Here is an 18,550-nt window from a genome sequence, read left to right on the forward strand (position 1 = left end):
TTATTATTTCCAAACTGAATCAATTTCTTCGTCAGTTAGGTAACGATATTCACCCGGTTCAAGCGAGTCACATAGCTCAATGGCACCAATCCTTTCACGGTGCAAGTGCTCTACTTTATTACCAAGAGCGGCAAACATACGCTTAACTTGGTGATACTTACCTTCGGTGATGGTAAGAAGTACTTCATTCTCTTCTTCGTCCACTATTTCCAGAACGGCTGGAAGTGTGAGGTCTTTTTCGTTACGAAGCTGAATACCTTCAGCGAACTTCTCTTTGTAGTCTGCTTGAATAGGATCCGCTAACCATACTCGGTATGTCTTTTCGCATTTATGTTTTGGCGACGTAATACGGTGTGACCACTGACCGTCATCAGTAATTAAAACAAGACCTGTGGTATCGACGTCAAGACGACCAGCAAAATGAAGCTCTTCCATTTTTACTTCGTCTAGCAACATGAAAGCGGTCTGATTGAAACCATCTTCATGCGAACAAACAAAACCATCTGGCTTAAACAGCATGATATAACGAGGCCCTGGCTTATGAATCTCACGCCCTTGCCACTCAACTGTGCACTCGTCTGTCACCTTTACAGCACCACTTTTCTGCACAACGTCATTGATGGTTACATCACCACTTTTAATGATCTTGGTTGCTTCTTTACGTGTTGCACCTAGTGCATCACACAAATATTTATCTAAACGCATGAATACCTCATCTTTGTCAGGTGAGGTATTATAGTGCGACTAGACCAAATAGTTGAGCTATTTCACACATTTTATGTATACACTCCGTCCCTATCAGGCAGACTCCGTTAAAGCGGTTATTCATTATTTTCGCAAACACTCCACTCCAGCGGTTCTTGTACTGCCCACTGGTGCGGGGAAAAGCCTTGTCATAGCGGAACTTGCTCGCTTAGCAAAAGGACGCGTGCTCGTTATGGCGCACGTCAAAGAGTTGGTTGAGCAAAACCATGAAAAATATGAAGGATATGGACTTAAAGGGTCGATATTCTCAGCAGGTCTTGGCCGAAAAGAGACAGACCAACAGGTGGTGTTCGCCTCTGTTCAATCCGTCGTGAGAAACTTAGATCAATTTAAGAACCAATTTTCTTTGCTAGTCATTGATGAATGTCACCGCGTACCAGACAATAAAGATACAAGTTATCAGAAAGTTATCTCTCATCTTCGTGAACAAAACCCTGGTATAAAAGTTCTCGGCTTAACTGCCACTCCCTATCGATTAGGGATGGGTTGGATCTACCAATATCATACTCGTGGACTGGTACGCACCGAAGAGCCAAGATTCTTCCGCGATTGTATCTTTGAACTGCCGATTCGCTATCTTCTCGATGAAAAGTTTCTTACCCCTGCCCTTATGATGGATGCACCGGTGTTAAGCTACGACTTCTCGCAGCTGAAACCCGCCAACACTGGCCGCTATAAAGAAGCTGAAATGGATATGGTGATCGATAAAGCCAAGCGTGCAACACCGCAGATCGTCGAGCAAATTATTCAAATGTCTGAACAGAAACAAGGCATCATGATCTTTGCCGCCACGGTTCGTCATGCACAAGAGATTTATGGCCTTCTCCCACAAGAGCAAGTGGCGATTGTGATTGGCGATACACCAACGCCTGAACGTGACGCCATTATTCAAGATTTCAAAGATCGAAAGATTAAATACCTCGTCAACGTATCAGTATTAACAACGGGGTTCGATGCGCCGCACGTGGATCTTATTGCCATACTGCGCCCGACTGAATCCATCAGCCTCTATCAACAAATCGTCGGTCGTGGTCTTCGTCTCTCTCCAGGGAAAGAGGAGTGTTTGGTGCTCGACTATGCTGGCAATAGCTACGACCTCTACCAACCTGAAGTCGGTGATGCAAAACCCGACTCAGACAGCGAAATCATCACAATTCCTTGCCCTGCTTGTGGCTTCAACAATAACTTTTGGGGCAAGCTTGATAACAACGGTTTCTTAATTGAGCACTTTGGGCGTAAATGCCAAGGCTTTTTTGAAGATGAAGAGACTGGCGAACGCGAGCATTGTAACTATCGCTTCCGAGCGAAGTATTGTGGCGATTGTGGTGCCGACAATGATATTGCAGCTCGAATCTGTCACGAGTGTGATGCCACTTTGGTTGACCCTGACAAGAAGCTTAAAGAGGCATTAAACCTAAAAGATGCACTGGTATTTGAATGTCGGGAAATGGCATTGAGCGTGCACAAAGACGATAAAGGTAAAAGCAGCCTCAAAGTGGCTTATATTGGTGATAACCAAGCGCAAGTGAGCGAGTTCTGGTCATTAACGACTAAAGGTCAAAAGCAACGCTTTAAGGATCAGTTTGTTAGACCTCACCTCGCGGATAAACACCGTCCATTTGACGATGCATCCCCAACTAAAGTCGTCAACAACCAACACCGTTTCCGTCCGCCACAGTTTGTCATCGCACGAAAGTCAGGTCGTTTTTGGAAAATGCGCGATAAAATTTTCGAAGATGAGTTATCTGGTTAGTCATTCACTTGGTGTTCATTTTTGATTAGTTATAGTAGTGTCTGTTAATCGCAAAAGGTTAACAAACCCTAGGCTTCCGAAATTCGAAAAAGGTAAGATTATGCTTAATCGTCAACTTTTTACTAACACTGCCTTGTTAGTTTGCCTGCTGGTTGCGTTTCCAAGCTTGGCAAAAAAAGGACACGACCACCATGATGATGAAGATGGTCACGCTTTAGTGCAGGACGTTCATAAACCGGGAACAAAAATCGAGTTTGAAGAAGACCAAGACGAAGTTTATGAAGCCGTTAAAAAAGGATACATCCGTCCTTTCTCTGAAATGTATGCGGCGGTTGAGCGCGATCTGCACGGACGAATTATTCATGTCGAACTCGAAGAAGATGACGACGTTTGGGTTTATGAGCTTAAATTAAATTTTGACAACAACATCATTAAAGTCGAATACAACGCAGAAACCCTAGAGATGCTGCTCATTAAAGGGCGCAATTTTAAACAAGCATTAAAAGACTAAGAAGAACAACGCTTATGAAAATTCTTGTAGTGGAAGATGAACCACGTTTAGGTGAACAAATCCTAGAAATGCTAGAACAAACTGGTTGGGTTCCCGAACTTGCCCAAGATGGTATTGACGCTCTCTACCGCGCTACGTCTGAAGAATGGGATGCCATTGTACTCGATCTTGGCCTACCTAAACTGGATGGCTTAACCGTATTAAAAGGCATTCGAGACGAAAACATCAACACGCCTGTCATTATCCTAAGCGCGCGTGACACCCTCACTCAACGAGTAGAAGGTCTTAATGCCGGTGCAGATGACTACCTAACTAAACCGTTTGAAATGGTCGAACTGACTGCCCGTATTCGTGCTCAACTTCGCCGCGCTTCAGGAAATGCATCTCCTGTTATGCAAATTGGCAACTTAAGCCTTGATACCCGTACTTCTAAGGTAATGTGGCAAGGTCAAGCAATTAGCTTAACGGCACTTGAGTACAAAGTCGTTGCGTACTTTATGCATAACCCAGAAAAAGTTATCTCTCGTACAGAATTGGTCGAACATATTTATAAACAAGACTTCGACCGCGACTCCAACACCATCGAAGTGTTCATTGGACGTATCCGTAAGAAGATCGCACCAAAAGTCATCAAAACTGTGCGCGGTTTAGGGTACCAACTCTATGCCGAGTAGCAAGCGCCCGTTACTTAAACGCCTCAGTTTAAAAAGCCGCCTAGTATTGGCGGCTGTTGTGTGGTTGACGGCGATGGTATTCGCGGCGGGGGTCAGTGTTCCTACCCAAGTATTCAACTATATGGTGGACGATACCAAGTCGCAGCTCTCCATTTATATGGATGAAGTCTCTGCCTCTCTCGAAGCCGATGAATCTGGGGCGATCTCTTTAGGCAGTAGTTTGTCAGATCCTCGCTTTAACCGACCATACAGTGGTCTATATTGGTCGGCTAAAACAGAGTCTGACCTGCTTAGGTCACGTTCTTTATGGGACCGCGAGATCAAAATAAAAGATAAAGGCCGCACTGTTCTTGGCGCTCGTGATGAAAGATTGATCTTCATTAAAACAAAGCTTTATTACCCTGACTACGACGGCCCTATCGAAGTTGTCATTGGTATTGATGAACAACCGATTGAAGATACTGTAGGCGCATTGATGAGCCAACTTTGGATCATTCTTGCATTACTCTATTTTGGTGTACTCGCGGTCATTATGCTTCAGGTTCAGTGGTCTCTTAGCCCGCTAAACAAAATGCACAAAGAGCTCTCACAACTCAGATCAGGTGAAAAGACTCAGCTAGACCAAGACTACCCTAAAGAAGTGGCTCCTGTTGTTTCTGACTTGAATGCGTTGGTATTTCATTACCAAGAACTTCTAGAGCGAGCTAGGCATCATGCTGGTAACCTATCTCATGCGCTCAAAACTCCCCTCTCTGTTTTGAAAAATGAGATTGGGTCACTCAATAAAGATACTCAGCAATACTTGCAACCACCCGTTGACCAGATCCAAGACCAGATTGACTACCACTTAGGTCGTGCCCGTATGGCAGGTTCTAAAAATATTCTGTCTGTTCATGCGAACCCTTCTGAACGTGTCGATGCCATATCGATGGCATTTGATAAAGTCTATGCATCACGGGAAATCGCTCTGATCAATGAACTGGATTCTGACGTTGAAGTGGCCGTTGATAAGACCGACCTCGACGAAATGATGGGTAACTTACTCGAAAACGCTTACAAATGGTCTTCAAGCATCATTCGAGTGCACGCTATTAGCAGTGTTAACGACCAGATTGATATCATTATCGAAGATGATGGCCCCGGGATCCCGGATGATAAAATTGAGCAAGCGGTTAAACGTGGCGTCAGACTCGATGAAACGACTCCGGGTACAGGTTTAGGGCTCAATATCGTCAGTGAAATGGCACACAGTTATCGAGGCAAGCTCACACTTTCTCGCAGTTCTATGGGTGGTTTGAAAGCCGTGCTCTCATTTAAAGTATTTAACTAACATCCTTTAAAGAGCGACACAGTGACGTCGCTCTTTTCTTTCAAAGATGGCCCTTTCAAGCGATCAATTACCTCAATTTGGTTCATTTTAGACTTAATCATTACGGAATCATCCTTTTTACTTTGATAATAGCGCTACTTATTACTTTAACCGCTGTTGTTTTATGCTCGTCCGCTACTATTCACTTCTTCTTTCGGGCCAAGTACTTGCCGATCAAAGCAACCTTGATGAAAGCGAACCGTCTCCTTTTACCGCGCAGACCAAGCTAGGTTTTATCTACACACAAAATACCAGTTCTTCCTTGTCGGTAAACTCGGCGCTCTATCTCGGTTTTCAGCAGCAGAGTTGGCATCACAAAGGGTCATTCGAAAGCTATTATACCGATGCCGAAAATGCAGAAGATGGAGCCAACCGCTACACGTTGAATCTAGGGTCAACCTATGACTTTGATGAAACCAGCTTTGTTAGAGGAGCAACACGATTCGAGAATGATTTGTATGGCACTTATCGTAAACAGTGGGTACTTATGAGTGGCTTTGGTATCTATCTAGTGAACAACGACTATGTGAAAACGTCAGTATCACTGGGTCCTGGTTATAGAATCACGCAAAGACAACCCTTTGACGCAGATTACCCTATGCAGAAAAACTACGAGCTAATAGCGACCTCTTCTCTCGATACTTCCGTCGTGGTTTCTGAACGCCTTTCTATGGGCGCCGTGCTCGACGTCGCACACGGTGAAGAGAATACCCAATACAACTCTAAAGCGTTCATTAAGAATACCTTGATGGCCAATTTGTCTTTAGTGTTTGATGTTGAATATATCTACAATACAACGGTTGCCGAAGACCAATCGCGCGATGAGATTTACAGCACTATGAGTTTAACCTATGACTTTTAGTTGCAAAAAGGCCTTAACGCTTATTGAAACGTTAAGGCCCTATTACTAAATGGAGCCCATTACTCTTTAAGCAACAATGCGGCTTTTTGACCAATTAAAATGGATTCATGGTCACTGACCTGAACGAGTTGCATCATGCCATCAAACGAACCCGGGCGAACAAATAGTTGCTCGATAAGGCCGTCTTTGGCGTTGTCGAGATCAAGTGGAGTGTGCATATCATGAATAAACATGACTCCATCTGCGTCAAAAGCGTAACTGCCCTTTCCGGAAAAACCCACTTGGCTGCGTGGTAACATAGAGAAAACATCGTAAGTGCCATTCTCTTTAAGAGTTAATTCGAAACGCACCGGGAGTGACGCCGTAACCTCACTATCTTCCCCTCCTATATGCAGAATCGTATTACTGTTAAAGTGACGGTTAACTTGAGTGTCTTTTGCCAATGCAATTCCACCACCGATCACTATGCCCAATATTGCGGCTACGCCAATATAGTATTTATTCACAATTGAGCACTCCACTGTTATTGCTAAAGCTTATCGAGCGCCCTTGCTCATCGACCATCAAGCTCAATTCTTCGAACTGATATATACGCGCATTGTTAAAGTAGAGCGTTTCCCCTTGCGTGGTAGGCTGATACGCACATTCCTGATACTCCGCCGTTTTCGCACCACTGACTCCGATATGTCCGTGGCTTTGCTTAACAAACAAGTAACTGCCAGCTAGGGCGGCGAAAAACACCGCTCCCAGCTTTAACATTTGTAGTCTTGAAATTGAGCTCGCTTTGACTTGTGACTCAATAGAGGCTGGTTTCGGTGGCTCTATTGGTTGTGCAGGTGCGGCTTCTCTCAACACTTCTGTGAGAGAATCAATGGCTTTTACGCTTCCAGTGAATTCATACCCTATCCCACGTTCAGTTCGAATAACCGTCCCTGTTCTGTCTTCTAACCCTCGGCGGCAACTAGAGATAGAGTGCAGTAGACTGCTACTCTCTACTACTATGCCACGTTTATGCCAAACCTCGTTCATAAGCTCTTGCTTACTTAGAACTTTCCCTTTGTTAGAGAACATATAGTTAAGCAAAGAGATTTCATTGATGCCGATCGGATGACGGACCTGACTTTCTAAGCTTTGAATGAAACCGCTCGATTCATCCAGCACATGAGTTCGATTAATCAATAACATGGCTTAACCCTCTTGAACCAATTGAAATGCTTTGGAACGACGTTTCAACGAGGCAAATCCCACGTATGCCATTGGCACGATAAAGAGTGAAAAGAATGTGCCTATAGTTAGACCGCCCACCAGCACTAGACCAATATTGATTCGACCAAGTGAACCCGGCCCTTCAGCTAATGCGAGCGGAAGTGAACCAATTATCATCGTCAGTGACGTCATGAGAATTGGTCGTAAGCGTGATTTTGCACTGATTAATGCCGCTTCCATCGCACTGTGCCCTTCTTTACGCTTGAGGTTCGCAAATTCAACGATCAAGATACCATGCTTGGTCACTAGCCCCACTAGCGTCAACAGGCCGATCTTTGAGTACAAATTCAAGCTGTGACCAAATACACTCAGCGTCAGTAATGCACCAACCAAGCAAAGTGGCACCGTCACCAAGATAATCAGTGGATCAACAAAGCTTTCAAACTGCGCAGCTAGAATCAGGAAAATAAATACTAAGGCTAAGCCAAACACCAACTGCATACCTGCTTCTGACTCGTTGAGCTCTTTTATCACGCCGTTGTATTCATAGCTCTGACCGCTCTTGAGCAGTGCAGGAAGCTCTGTATCAAGATACGTTTGAACATCGCTTGCACTGAACCCTGGCATTAGGTTGGCGGTGATCTCAGCAGCGTCTTTGCCATCAAACGTTTTGATGTTCGACTCAGCCGTAACTGGCTTGATAGTGACAAACTGAGACAATGGCAGTCTTTGACCAGAGTCTGAGCTCACATACAGCTTGTCTAAGACCTTAAAGTCACCTAATGCTTTACGGTTAACCTGTACTTGAATTGGATAGGTAAATCCATCTTTTGCTTGTAAATCAGCCGCTTTTACCGAACCTAAGAACGTCGAAATAGCGCTAGTCACATTGCCGTAACTCACTCCCGATAGAACAATCGCATTTCGGTCAATTGAAAGGTCGAAGCGAAGCTGATCTCTATGAGTTGAATTGTCTACGTTAGAGACACCTTCATACTCTTCTAGCAGTTTAACTACCTTACTTGCGGTATCAGACAGTGCATCAAGGTCACGATTGACCGTAGTGACTTCGAGCACTAGGTTTGTTGCCACATCCAAATTATCCGCAGAACGCACTGAAAAAGAGGTGGTGTAAGCTGAGATCGTCTCACTTGCTTTCGCGATCATCTCGTTAATGACCTCATCAGCACTTTTATCTCGCTCTTCCCATGACTTAAGTAACACATGGTTGGTCGGAGCTGACTCGATGTATGACAAGTTCGCTTCAATCGCTTCATTACCATCTAACACTTCATTGACCTGATCCACATTGTCCAAATCATAAAGACGTCCAGCTCCCGCAGGGCCGTGCGATGTTACTTCAATGAAACCAGTATCTTCTGTCGGTAAAAGCACCTTAGGCATAAACCACACGGCTACCAAAGACAAAGCAATAAGCGCAACTGTGCCACCAAACACAATACGAGAACGAGCAAACCAAGCATTCAAATACCCCATATAGCGCTCAGTCATTGCGTCTAGTTTCGTTTCTACCCATTCAAACCACTTAGGTGAGCGACTCGTCGATTTCAACATGTAAGCGCTCATCATTGGTGAAAGAGTCAGTGCAACAAAGCCTGAGATGATGACCGAAGCCGCCAACGTGAATGCAAACTGCCTAAATAGATCCGCTGTCAGACCAGACATCAATCCGATTGGCAAATAAACCACAGCAAGGGTCAAGGTCATTGCGATAACTGGGAACACAATCTCCTTACAGCTTTTTAGCGCTGCTTCAAAAGGCGATAGCCCCTCTTCGATATGGCGATAGCAGTTTTCGACTACCACAATTGCGTCGTCTACGACTAATCCGATAGCAAGAATAATCGCCAGAATTGTAAGTACATTGATACTGAAACCTAGTAGAGCCATGACACCAAATACGCTAATCACACAGACTGGGATAGTAACCAATGGAATCGCTGCAACACGCAAGGAACCAAGAAACAACACGACAATGGCTGCGACCAGAACGATGGCTTCAACTAGCGTCATAAAGCCCTGATCAATAGCCTCTTCAATGAAATCAGCTTGGTTGTATACCATCTTCATTTCGATCCCTCCAGGGATCTCCATTGACTCCATCGCAGCTTTGACTCGATTCGCAACCGTCACTGGGTTTTCAGTTTTCAGAGGCAGAACCTGAAGAGACATTGCCATGTCACCATCAACATGCAACATGCTTGGCTCTAGACTCTCTTCCCCCATCTGAATATCAGCAATGTCGCTGACACGAATAATTTTTCCATTATCAACTCGAAGGACAAGATCTCGAACATCCTCGATGGTAGTGACTTGATTAACTGGGTTAATAGAGAAATCACGCACTTCGCCTTTAATGGTACCCGCAGTAAACGTTGCGTTGTAAGTGCTTAGCGTACCGACAACATCCGACGCACTCACGTTAAGTGCCGCCATACGTTCAGGTAATAACCAAACTCGAATCGCTCGGCTCGATCCACCATATGGGCCCCAAACACCACCAACACCAGATACGTTTTTAAATTGTGGCGAAAGTTGCTGGTTGATAAAGTCGAACATCTCCTGCTTATCCATCTCACCTTTGTTCACAAAGGTAATGATGTTACTCGGCATCGAGGTCTCAGAAGAGTCATCTGTCACCGTTGGTTTATCCGTCATTGCTGGAGGGAAACCAGAAATAGCATCAACTTTGCTGCGCAGGTTGTTCATCAGATTAGCGTACTCAACTTCACTGACGCCATCTTCGAACTGGATTTTCATTGAACAGCTGCCCTCTTGGCAGTCTGTCGTCATGGCTTTGACTTTATCCAACCCGGTTACAGCTGTGATCAACTCATCAGCGACATTTTGCGACATAAACTCCGCACTTGCTCCCGTAATAGAGGCACTGACGGTCGCTGAAGCCGTTTGTCTTTCAGGAAAATATTGAATTGATAGCTTCTGATACGAAACCAATCCAAGAAGAACAATCGCAATGCTTAGCACTGAGGCAAGCACCGGATGTTTAATACAGATTTCAGGCAGCTTCATTCGTTACCTCCGCAGCAGTTTCTGGTTTAGGTTCAGCGACATAGCTTTCCTTGACGTCAGATTCCGCACTTTTCGGCGCTGATTGTTCCACTTCTTCAATAGGTTTCTCAGGTAGGTTTTGAGCAGGCAGAGTCACTGGTGATTGAACCTGTTGTGACTTGTTTTTCTTGATTGAAACCACCGAATCCTCATTCAGGTTCTGACGCCCTGTCACTACAACGGTTTCGCCGGTATTTAAACCCGACTCGATAGCAACGTAACCGTCGTTGGTATTTGCTCCCAACTCGACATCACGTTTCGTTGCTTTGTCACCGTCAATCACCCATACGAAGCGCTGCTCTCCATCCGTTGCGATCGCGGTTTGCGACACAATCACATCATCAGACTCGTCACCAATACTTTGGGATACTTTGGCAAACATACCTGGCACCAAACGATTATCTGCATTGTTTAAATGTGCATGAACCTCTACACGACCTGAGTTCTCATCGACTAAAGGAGCGATATAATCTACGTGGCCAGTAAAAGCCGTTTCACCGTAAGCGTCTACTTTTACTGAGACAGGTTGGCCTAACTTTGCTTGTCCTACTTCCGATTGAGAAATGGAGTAATGAACCTCCACTGGGTCTAGTTTTATCAAGCTCACTAGCGCTGTAGCCGCTTCAACTCGACTTCCAACGGAGTGGGTAAAATTGGTTAACTGGCCATCGAATGGAGCGATGAGTTTGTAACTTTGAAGATCGGTTTCTTTCTGCTTGAAATCCGCTTCCGCTAAACTAACTTGCTGTTTAAGCTCTTCCACATCTTGTGCCGACATAGAATCTGGCTGTTTCTTTAATAGCGCCATTACTCGCGCAAGCTTAGATTCGGCTAGTGCTAATGAGCTTTTCGCTTTATCAAATTCAGCGTTCGCTTTTGAATCGTCGAGCTGAGCAATGAGGTCTCCCTTCTTAACTGCATCACCGTCTTTGAAATTGAGTAGCTTTAACTTTTCTCCCGTGCTGAACGTAAGAGCTGCCGAGTCTGTTGCTTTAAGCTTACCGACTTCTTCGATACTTGAACTAGAGACTCGTTGTTGAGTGACTTCGACAGTCACAGGTATCGATTCAGCTGAAACCTGCATCGTGGCTGCTAGCAGGCTAAGAGATAAAATAGACAGAGATAAAGTCTGGATTTTCTTCATGTTGGCGACTCTAATTAATAAAAGTTGCCGTTGTTATACCCAAGATTTTTCGGCCAAAGTTAGGGCTTTGTCAGCGACATAATGATTTATCCTTAACGTACCTTAAAAAATATCAAACCATTGATTTTATTAAATTTAAAACAACAAAAAGCCCGTAACTTAATGTTTAAAAGTTACGGGCTTTTTAGGTTTTTCGAGCGACTAGAGTTCTTGTTTGGTAAACAAATAGGAGTACTTAGGGGCCACTAAGATCAATTGTTGCTCGGATAATGGGATAACTTTCAAATCTTCCATAGAGTGCATGCCTCGCTGTGAAAACATCGTTTCGACAACTGAATTATTCTGTTGAGATGAGAGTACTTGCTCTGATTGTTCCGGCATTAAAGACAGCCCATGATGATCGAATTGGTAACGACCAGAAGTATTAAAGCCTACCTTATTATCGGTCAAAAAATACATTTCATATTGACCAGAACGCTTCAAGGTTATGACTGCGTTCAAATCTAAAACATGAGTCGATTTATGAGTATCGACCAGCAATTGTGTTTGACTCACCATCGATTGTGAAATCGTCGGTGAGTTAACAAATGTAGCCATTGAGCCAATCAGCAAACCTGATGCAACACTCGCGAGCATTATTTTCTTATTCACAGGCCACCTCTAACTCGCTAGGTACATAACTTACAGATTCACCATTTTGTGAGACGAGTATGACTTGGTCCCCCGTCTTAAACGCACGCACATTGTTCAAAACCGTTTTTTCGTCACTTCCTTCAAGCTCGATAACACACCCGACATAACGCTGCTCTTGATAATCCGCTTCAACCCAAGGCGTGCTAACTAAAGAGATAACGCCATAGCTCAACATTGCGCTAAGGGTAAACACAATAAGATAGAAAGTGTTGTTGCGCTTTAAACGCGTGGGTTCATCACTAATAACTGAGTTTGGCGTTGGGTGCTCTTCCTTAACGTACTCGGAGACCTTCCCATTAAACTGATACCCTGTTCCTCGCACAGTCGTGATGATTTCCCCACTGCGATCATCCAGCGCTTTTCGGCAGGTAGAAACCGCATGTAGTAAACTGCTCTCTTCGACCACCACACCTTTTTTGAACCACACCTCATCCAGAAGCTGAGCTTTGCTCAAAGGTTGGCTTGGGTTTTCGATCATAAACTGCAGCAGTGCAACTTCATTTCCACCTAAAGAGGTTTTGGTTCCGGTTTCAAGCTCTTCTAATATGCCCGTGAGGGTGTTGAGTATGAATCTATCTTCAATCAACAACATGGTAATAATCTGATTATGTTTGTTTTATTGCCTTAACCTTATCTTAAAATTGATAAAAATGAAAAAGCCCAGCGGGTGGCTGGGCTTAACAAATAGATTTATCTTAACTAGTTTATATCAGAATAGACTTTATCGACCCTATCCCAAGGAATTGGATCCAAAGCTGCTCCTACACTTTCAGCTCGATCAGCAATTCTCTTACTATAATTCGCTCTGTAGATTGCAGCGTCATTACCAAAAGTATCGGCTTCGAGCTCAGCATCTGGCGTTATTTCCACAATGTATTTGTATTCACCACATCCACGCAACCACAGCTTGGTGTTTCCATTTGGCAAAAAACCAAAAATCATATCAGTCCGATAACAATCGCGAACCACACCGTCATATCGAGTATAAGTTTCTTTGGTACTCATCATTTTTTTTATATCAGCTGATAAATCCCATTTTGTAGTGAAAAATCTTTGGTTTGAAATTGATGCCCAATAGATATAAACACTATCTGGCAGTGTTTGCGTACCACCAACTTGTCTTTTGTTAGTTACTGGAGTTCCTAAAACGAGACCAAATCCGTCGTAATCAGGTAAGTCTTTCAATATTTTTGTCGGCTCACTTCGTGTCATAAAGTGCATATCGTTATGAACAAATGAAGTCCAATCCTGCTCTTCATTCACTCCATAAGCTTGGGTTATTTTCGCAGGATATAATGAAGACATAGCATAACCAATTCGCCATTTGGGCATATCTTCAGGAACGCTAGGGATTTTTGAAAATGCATTGGAAACAATCGGAACCACCAGTAGTAATAGCACAGTTAATAGTTTCATCTTAATTTTCCTTTTTGCATTCAAATATTTCTCGAGCAAACGTATCACCGTGCTCGTGTGGTTTGTTCGCGATAGAACAATCAGAAGAGTGGTGAATTAAGTTCGATTTCATAAGGCTAACCATGATAGAGCTATCTTTTATATCTTCAATATGACTAACATCAAGCGCACCTAAAAGCTCCCCACTTTTGGCTGCAGATAACGCTTTGTTGCAAAACTCTCCAAAGCCATAATTACCAACGACTTTCGGCACTGAATAATAACTGTCGCTTTCTTCACTCCAGACACCACCTTGTTCATCATCTAGGGGAACTTGAGCGTGTTCAGCAAGACCAAACATAACCCGAAGATACAAGCGCGACAGATCGCCCTCGACTATTCGCTTCTTCTGGAGAGTACCTTCTAAATAAGCTCTATCATTGCCTCCATGGCTAACTGTCTTGTATGTAGTAAAATAATCATCTTCATTCCACCCCAAAGACGTTTCGTGGTCGACGACTTTTTTGAATTTTGCGTCTAGTGATGCCTTCACCTTATCGTAGTTCCAACGCCCTACATCTCGCCTTAGCCGTTTAATCGGCTTTACTTCTAAAAGAGGTAACAAATATCTACCTTGTGCCTGACCACCGATAGTTTCATACGCTAAAGTAGATTGGTAGCCACCACCAAGGTCAGAGTGCGCTCCCGGGACGATGTATTCTTTGAACTTACAATTTGTATTTACCTTGTTTAGGCAAAAATTATAACGATATTCCGTTTTCTTATGCGCGGTAAGATGAACAACTTTTTCAATACGATCTGGCTCAAGCCAAAGTCTTACATCTCCATTATCATCGTTGTGCGGAGTAAAGTCCCCGCTAAATGGGTCGAAAATAGCAGCGACAGTGTCGAATAACCCTACGAATTTTATACAAATCGACTCGTTATTCGACCAATCAAAACTCGATTTGAGACTAATTGAATTGGATTGACATGCATCGGTAAACTTAGTTGCAAATAGGCCTTTTTCACCATCTACTATGACATTTGTAAAGTGCCTTGCCGCTGCTGCACCTCGACTAAAACCAAAAACGTCTAATTCAATACACACAAGCCCGTCAGCATTAGCCTTAATAAATTGGTCTGATTCGGAGATCTGCCCCAAAGCTTTACACAACTGCTCTATACCTGTCTCAACTTTCGCTATGACACCGTAGTCACCTGTGCCAAATGCCAGTCCTGGCACTACGGACTCATCAGCTGGCTTAGTGTTATCTTTCTCGTTACCCGTCCCAATCCCTGTAATATACTCTGGATGTAAAAATACACTCTTCTCCTCATCAAACACGTCATCCGGATACAGATCATGTAACTTTTGAATGTTCGTCAGCTCATTCGATGCACTACCATCTACAGCAAAATCCTCTTCCCAAAAGAAATGAAACTTTTCATCCTCTGGATATTTGAACATATCCTCGGGCCACTCGGTCACAGGTTTGTTTTTATTTACCTCATACTTAGGGCGCCACTTAAAATAATACTTATCGAGCTGTTTCTTACCCCACTCAGCACTGTAAGTATTGTTACCTGTACCATCAAAGAACATCCCGACACGTAGAGTGATAAAGTTAAAGCCTCTTACCTGTAACACGTAACTATTATCGGTAATTAGTTTCAGTGGATCCGCTTTGCCTTGTTCATGGCGGCTCGGTAGTGATTGCCCTTCGGTGAGTTCGGTTAAGTCTCCGGCAGTGATTTCTACGAACTTCGGCTTAGCGCCTTCTTGATTCACGTACTCATTGGCGAAGTCAGCCGTAGGTTTCGAGTCGACATTTGGTTTGTGTTCATCTTTTTGTGATTCTAACAGCCACTGCTCACTAACTAAATGAAGTAATACCGGGCCAGAAGCCAATCCTTCTAGATAAATAGGCGCCTCACCTAATGTCACACCAAACTCATTGCCAGCGGAATCTGTAAGCGTTCCTGAGACGCCAGCAAACGGCTGATTAAACTCGTCCCGCACAAAGATTTCGATCCAACGGTTACATTGCTCGCAAGGCATAAAGTACGGGCTGGCTCCCGTATCGATACTCATCCCCACTTCTCCTTAATTTTGTCTAAGAGTTTTATTTCATCAAAGGTCAGATGAAACGGTATTGATAATTCAGACAAGTGCACATTTGCATGACCTGCGATTTCAACCAATGCGCAAGATTCCCATTGAGACGATTCAAATCCATTCGTTTGCGCTCTTTTAAGCGCAGATAAGATCACGAGTTCGGAGTTTTCCACTCTTTCCATCATGTTTGATGAGAGCTGCCACCACCTGCGGTTCAATGACTTCGCGTGAGTTTCTCGTTGATATAAAGAGGCTAAATGGTTAGGAAGAATGTCCCACCAAGTGGATCTGTTAAGTTCAAATGGGGCCTTTAAATGATTAGAGTACATCTTGAGTCCGCCATCTAAATAAGCAATCTCATCAATGTTTCCCATAAAACGGCTTCGCTCGCTCTCTTCGAACTGGTGAAGCATCGGAGAGAGCACTTTGAGATCGTAATAGCGAAACATGACCTCTTCACCTTCAAATGATGCAAATAAAAGACTTCGTAGATGCTCAAGAATGTCTGTAGCCAAAGCCTGACTAGATATTGCAATGCCTTGGGCTAATACTTCCTCCGGTATTTGGAGTACGCCCTCAGAGACAGGGATAAACCAAGGGGACAATGCTTGAACGGATTGAAATTCAGGCCCGGTAAACAACGGGACCTCGCCTTCAAACCCAAAGCCATACTGGGCAACCGCTAATCTGTGTGCATTGTTATCAGCAAGCCAATACTTAGTTTCACTGTTTGTTGCAAGCCAACTTTTCAACATCATACTTCTCCCTCTATGGGACAAGGTTTAACGAATGGAACATTGGCCGTTTCAGCGTATTCAAGAGCCGGATAGCGAATGAACGTCGAGACAACGGGCGCTATTGGTGGTTCAACCGAATTAGGTAACAAAGCCAGTTGTCCCGAATATAAAGACCCAACACCAGCAGAACCTCCTCCGTTTAGGTTAATTGCTGGACCAACTAAGTGAACACCGCTGCCATCGACTTTCACAAAACTTCCACCAGCTTTTAGCGTAATTTCGGCACCTGCTTCGACGACTATTTTCGCACCACTTTTTAATGATATTTCCCTGCCAGCCTCTGCACCGTAGAACGCACTTATTTTCTGGTGAACGCTCGAATCACTTACTTCGGTCAACTCACCGTGGATATGGGCACGGCTTTCTCCCTCTACAGTCTGGTGGGAGTTGCTCATAACTTTAGAGAACTTGTTGTTTTCGACCAATCTATGTCGGTCGTGCCTAACATGCTCGGTTAAATCGTTTTTCACTTCAGCTTTTAGATTATTCTGCGCATGAAGATAGATTTGTTCGTGGCCAGATTGGTCCTCAAAACTTAATTCATTAAAACCAGAGCTTTGGTAGCTTGATGTTCGTATCACGGTTTTGGTTTTATTTTGAGGCAATTCGTATGGGTGAGTATTTAGCGCATTGTAGGTACGCCCTGTAACGATTGGAGAATCAGGGTCGCCATTTATGAAAGAGACAATAACTTCTTGCCCAACTCTCGGAAGCGTCATGGTTCCGTATTGCGATCCCGCCCAGTCATGGGAAATGCGAACCCAACAAGAACTATGCTCATCGGCATTCGAATATCGATCCCATGGAAAATGCAGCTTTACGCGACCAAATTCATCGCAGTAAATCTCCTCGTTTTGTGGCCCAACAACCGTAGCAATGGATTTGCCATCAACTATTGGTTTCTTGTGTTGTGGCAACTTCCATGAACTGGCTTCCGGAATTAAAAAGAGTTCTGAATGGAACGTTGTAGCACCATTGCTCCCCTCTTCTTCCAGAGCTTGCGGTTGGCTACCATTAACTTTGATCCCCACAACCTGCCAATCTAGTGTTGTTCTGGTATTCAGATCCTGTTCAATGGAGAAGCGTAGTCCCGCATGAAACTCCATGTGATCACTCTGAGCTATTGCGGTATGCGCATAACGCCGTAATGAACCGAGCCTCGTTTCACTTAGTACTTTACCCCGTCCTTCACAATCGTACCGCCCGGGAAAGTCAAAATGCTCATAGGCTTCAACCGGTTTTAAATGGGTCTCTATTGCTAGGGCGTTATTAGAATGACGTAACTCAGGCTTGGTAAAATGATGGTCGCTAAGCTCCACATAATCTGTTGCTGCACACTTCGTTTCAATCAAACTAGAGATAGAGGAGTAGCTAGCATGACCGCCTGATTGCGGGTTATATGGAATACTCGATTCAAGCTTGCTAAGCCCTAAGACAGAGTCACTAAAAATCGTCTGATGCGTGTTAACGTCATGGAGAAAGCTATAAACAATTCCCTCTTCCGCCATCAAACGATGAATGAAATCTAAATCCGTTTCTCGGTATTGGACACAGTAATCTCTTGGTTTACTTTCGTTCTGTAGAGAGAACGCATAATCATTAATCTCCATTTCTTGGAGGAGAATTGAGATGATTTCAGGTACTGTTTGCTTTTGGAATATGCGGCTATTGTGTCGCAGAGATAGGCGCTCGATAGATGGAACGAGAACAAGCGAGTAAAAGGTATGATGATGCCCAGTATCGCCTTTAGTAAATGCTCGAACAACCCCATGAATGACTCTTTCTAGCTGGCCATTACGATGAAGCTCCAAGCAAACATTCTGATCCACAAAGTGTTCGGCAGAGAGATCGTGCTGTCGGCTCGCTAAGTCGATTTCGTATCGGTATCCAACTACATTCGTTCCCCAATGAGTGGTTTCTGTAGAGATTGACTCAATGCCTTGAAACTGACGAACAACAAAATGCTCCTCATCCATACCATTGTTCGTAATGCTAAACCTTAGCCTCGCCATACTATTCCCTTTGCATCCATCGTTAATTTCTTCATTAGATGAAACCGATAGATAGCGCAAAGTTAGTGCCAGAAGCGCAGCCCCCTAGTTTCAGAGGGATCCATAACATTACGAGTAGTTTATTGCCTACCTCTGGACAATACTTCGCCCACAGGCAGGA

General features: G+C 44.0%; 16 protein-coding genes. 5 read left to right on the forward strand and 11 right to left on the reverse strand.

Features of this window, described 5'->3' with window-relative positions:
* Positions 1-3: 3 nt before the first annotated feature.
* Entirely contained in the window at positions 4-705 is a 702-nt protein-coding gene (gene rsuA / locus F0231_RS10080) for a 16S rRNA pseudouridine(516) synthase RsuA (RefSeq protein WP_171759601.1), read from the reverse strand.
* Positions 706-778: 73 nt separating this feature from the next.
* On the opposite strand from rsuA, the gene F0231_RS10085 reads away from it, so the two are divergent.
* The 5 genes from F0231_RS10085 (at position 779) to F0231_RS10105 (ending at position 5,934) form a co-directional block, all read left to right on the forward strand.
* Complete coding sequence (locus F0231_RS10085; protein WP_171759602.1) at positions 779-2,518, forward strand: DEAD/DEAH box helicase; 1,740 nt, start codon at positions 779-781, stop codon at positions 2,516-2,518.
* 100 nt (positions 2,519-2,618) lie between these two features.
* Complete coding sequence (locus tag F0231_RS10090) at positions 2,619-3,029, forward strand: PepSY domain-containing protein (protein WP_171759603.1); 411 nt, start codon at positions 2,619-2,621, stop codon at positions 3,027-3,029.
* A gap of 14 nt (positions 3,030-3,043) precedes the next feature.
* Entirely contained in the window at positions 3,044-3,703 is a 660-nt protein-coding gene (locus tag F0231_RS10095; protein WP_171759604.1) for a response regulator transcription factor, read from the forward strand.
* Entirely contained in the window at positions 3,693-5,033 is a 1,341-nt protein-coding gene (locus F0231_RS10100; protein ID WP_171759605.1) for an ATP-binding protein, read from the forward strand. Before F0231_RS10095 ends, F0231_RS10100 begins: the two co-directional genes overlap by 11 nt.
* Before the next feature lie 163 nt (positions 5,034-5,196).
* On the forward strand, positions 5,197-5,934 hold the full coding sequence (locus F0231_RS10105) for a DUF481 domain-containing protein (protein WP_171759606.1): 738 nt from the start codon (positions 5,197-5,199) through the stop codon (positions 5,932-5,934).
* Between the two features lie 59 nt (positions 5,935-5,993).
* Here F0231_RS10105 and F0231_RS10110 read toward each other — a convergent pair whose 3' ends face one another.
* The 10 genes from F0231_RS10110 to F0231_RS10155 all read right to left on the reverse strand — a co-directional run bounded on the left by F0231_RS10110 (position 5,994) and on the right by F0231_RS10155 (position 18,390).
* A complete protein-coding gene (locus tag F0231_RS10110; protein WP_171759607.1) occupies positions 5,994-6,440 on the reverse strand; it encodes a hypothetical protein in 447 nt (148 codons plus the stop codon).
* Positions 6,433-7,119 carry a winged helix-turn-helix domain-containing protein gene (locus F0231_RS10115; protein WP_171759608.1) on the reverse strand — a complete coding sequence of 229 codons (687 nt, stop codon included), beginning with the start codon at positions 7,117-7,119 and terminating at the stop codon, positions 6,433-6,435. The genes F0231_RS10110 and F0231_RS10115 overlap by 8 nt, the downstream gene beginning before the upstream one ends.
* Positions 7,120-7,122: 3 nt before the next feature.
* The gene (locus F0231_RS10120) at positions 7,123-10,191 is read right to left on the reverse strand and encodes an efflux RND transporter permease subunit (RefSeq protein WP_171759609.1); all 3,069 of its coding nucleotides are present in this window, start codon (positions 10,189-10,191) and stop codon (positions 7,123-7,125) included.
* A complete protein-coding gene (locus F0231_RS10125; RefSeq protein ID WP_171759610.1) occupies positions 10,178-11,374 on the reverse strand; it encodes an efflux RND transporter periplasmic adaptor subunit in 1,197 nt (398 codons plus the stop codon). Before F0231_RS10125 ends, F0231_RS10120 begins: the two co-directional genes overlap by 14 nt.
* A gap of 201 nt (positions 11,375-11,575) precedes the next feature.
* Positions 11,576-12,025: a hypothetical protein gene (locus F0231_RS10130; RefSeq protein ID WP_171759611.1), complete on the reverse strand. Its 450-nt coding sequence runs from the start codon at positions 12,023-12,025 to the stop codon at positions 11,576-11,578.
* Positions 12,018-12,659 carry a winged helix-turn-helix domain-containing protein gene (locus F0231_RS10135; protein WP_171759612.1) on the reverse strand — a complete coding sequence of 214 codons (642 nt, stop codon included), beginning with the start codon at positions 12,657-12,659 and terminating at the stop codon, positions 12,018-12,020. The genes F0231_RS10130 and F0231_RS10135 overlap by 8 nt, the downstream gene beginning before the upstream one ends.
* Before the next feature lie 107 nt (positions 12,660-12,766).
* A complete protein-coding gene (locus tag F0231_RS10140; protein ID WP_171759613.1) occupies positions 12,767-13,483 on the reverse strand; it encodes a DUF2931 family protein in 717 nt (238 codons plus the stop codon).
* Between the two features lies 1 nt (position 13,484).
* The gene (locus F0231_RS10145) at positions 13,485-15,557 is read right to left on the reverse strand and encodes a DUF2235 domain-containing protein (RefSeq protein ID WP_171759614.1); all 2,073 of its coding nucleotides are present in this window, start codon (positions 15,555-15,557) and stop codon (positions 13,485-13,487) included.
* Positions 15,554-16,339, reverse strand: coding sequence for a DUF4123 domain-containing protein (locus tag F0231_RS10150; RefSeq protein ID WP_253825769.1), 786 nt, complete (start codon positions 16,337-16,339; stop codon positions 15,554-15,556). Before F0231_RS10150 ends, F0231_RS10145 begins: the two co-directional genes overlap by 4 nt.
* A complete protein-coding gene (locus F0231_RS10155; protein WP_171759615.1) occupies positions 16,336-18,390 on the reverse strand; it encodes a type VI secretion system Vgr family protein in 2,055 nt (684 codons plus the stop codon). The genes F0231_RS10150 and F0231_RS10155 overlap by 4 nt, the downstream gene beginning before the upstream one ends.
* Positions 18,391-18,550: the final 160 nt, after the last annotated feature.

The organism is Vibrio sp. RE86 (assembly GCF_013114545.1).
GTDB lineage: Bacteria > Pseudomonadota > Gammaproteobacteria > Enterobacterales > Vibrionaceae > Vibrio.

Excerpts from the sequence above, each read along its gene's own strand:
- F0231_RS10125 (WP_171759610.1), bottom strand. The coding sequence starts at position 11,374 with ATGAAGAAAATCCAGACTTTATCTCTGTCTATTTTATCTCTTAGCCTG.
- F0231_RS10105 (WP_171759606.1), top strand. The coding sequence starts at position 5,197 with ATGCTCGTCCGCTACTATTCACTTCTTCTTTCGGGCCAAGTACTTGCC.
- F0231_RS10140 (WP_171759613.1), bottom strand. The coding sequence starts at position 13,483 with ATGAAACTATTAACTGTGCTATTACTACTGGTGGTTCCGATTGTTTCC.
- rsuA (WP_171759601.1), bottom strand. The coding sequence starts at position 705 with ATGCGTTTAGATAAATATTTGTGTGATGCACTAGGTGCAACACGTAAA.
- F0231_RS10100 (WP_171759605.1), top strand. The coding sequence starts at position 3,693 with ATGCCGAGTAGCAAGCGCCCGTTACTTAAACGCCTCAGTTTAAAAAGC.
- F0231_RS10095 (WP_171759604.1), top strand. The coding sequence starts at position 3,044 with ATGAAAATTCTTGTAGTGGAAGATGAACCACGTTTAGGTGAACAAATC.
- F0231_RS10150 (WP_253825769.1), bottom strand. The coding sequence starts at position 16,339 with ATGATGTTGAAAAGTTGGCTTGCAACAAACAGTGAAACTAAGTATTGG.
- F0231_RS10090 (WP_171759603.1), top strand. The coding sequence starts at position 2,619 with ATGCTTAATCGTCAACTTTTTACTAACACTGCCTTGTTAGTTTGCCTG.
- F0231_RS10155 (WP_171759615.1), bottom strand. The coding sequence starts at position 18,390 with ATGGCGAGGCTAAGGTTTAGCATTACGAACAATGGTATGGATGAGGAG.
- F0231_RS10145 (WP_171759614.1), bottom strand. The coding sequence starts at position 15,557 with ATGAGTATCGATACGGGAGCCAGCCCGTACTTTATGCCTTGCGAGCAA.
- F0231_RS10135 (WP_171759612.1), bottom strand. The coding sequence starts at position 12,659 with ATGTTGTTGATTGAAGATAGATTCATACTCAACACCCTCACGGGCATA.
- F0231_RS10115 (WP_171759608.1), bottom strand. The coding sequence starts at position 7,119 with ATGTTATTGATTAATCGAACTCATGTGCTGGATGAATCGAGCGGTTTC.
- F0231_RS10085 (WP_171759602.1), top strand. The coding sequence starts at position 779 with ATGTATACACTCCGTCCCTATCAGGCAGACTCCGTTAAAGCGGTTATT.
- F0231_RS10120 (WP_171759609.1), bottom strand. The coding sequence starts at position 10,191 with ATGAAGCTGCCTGAAATCTGTATTAAACATCCGGTGCTTGCCTCAGTG.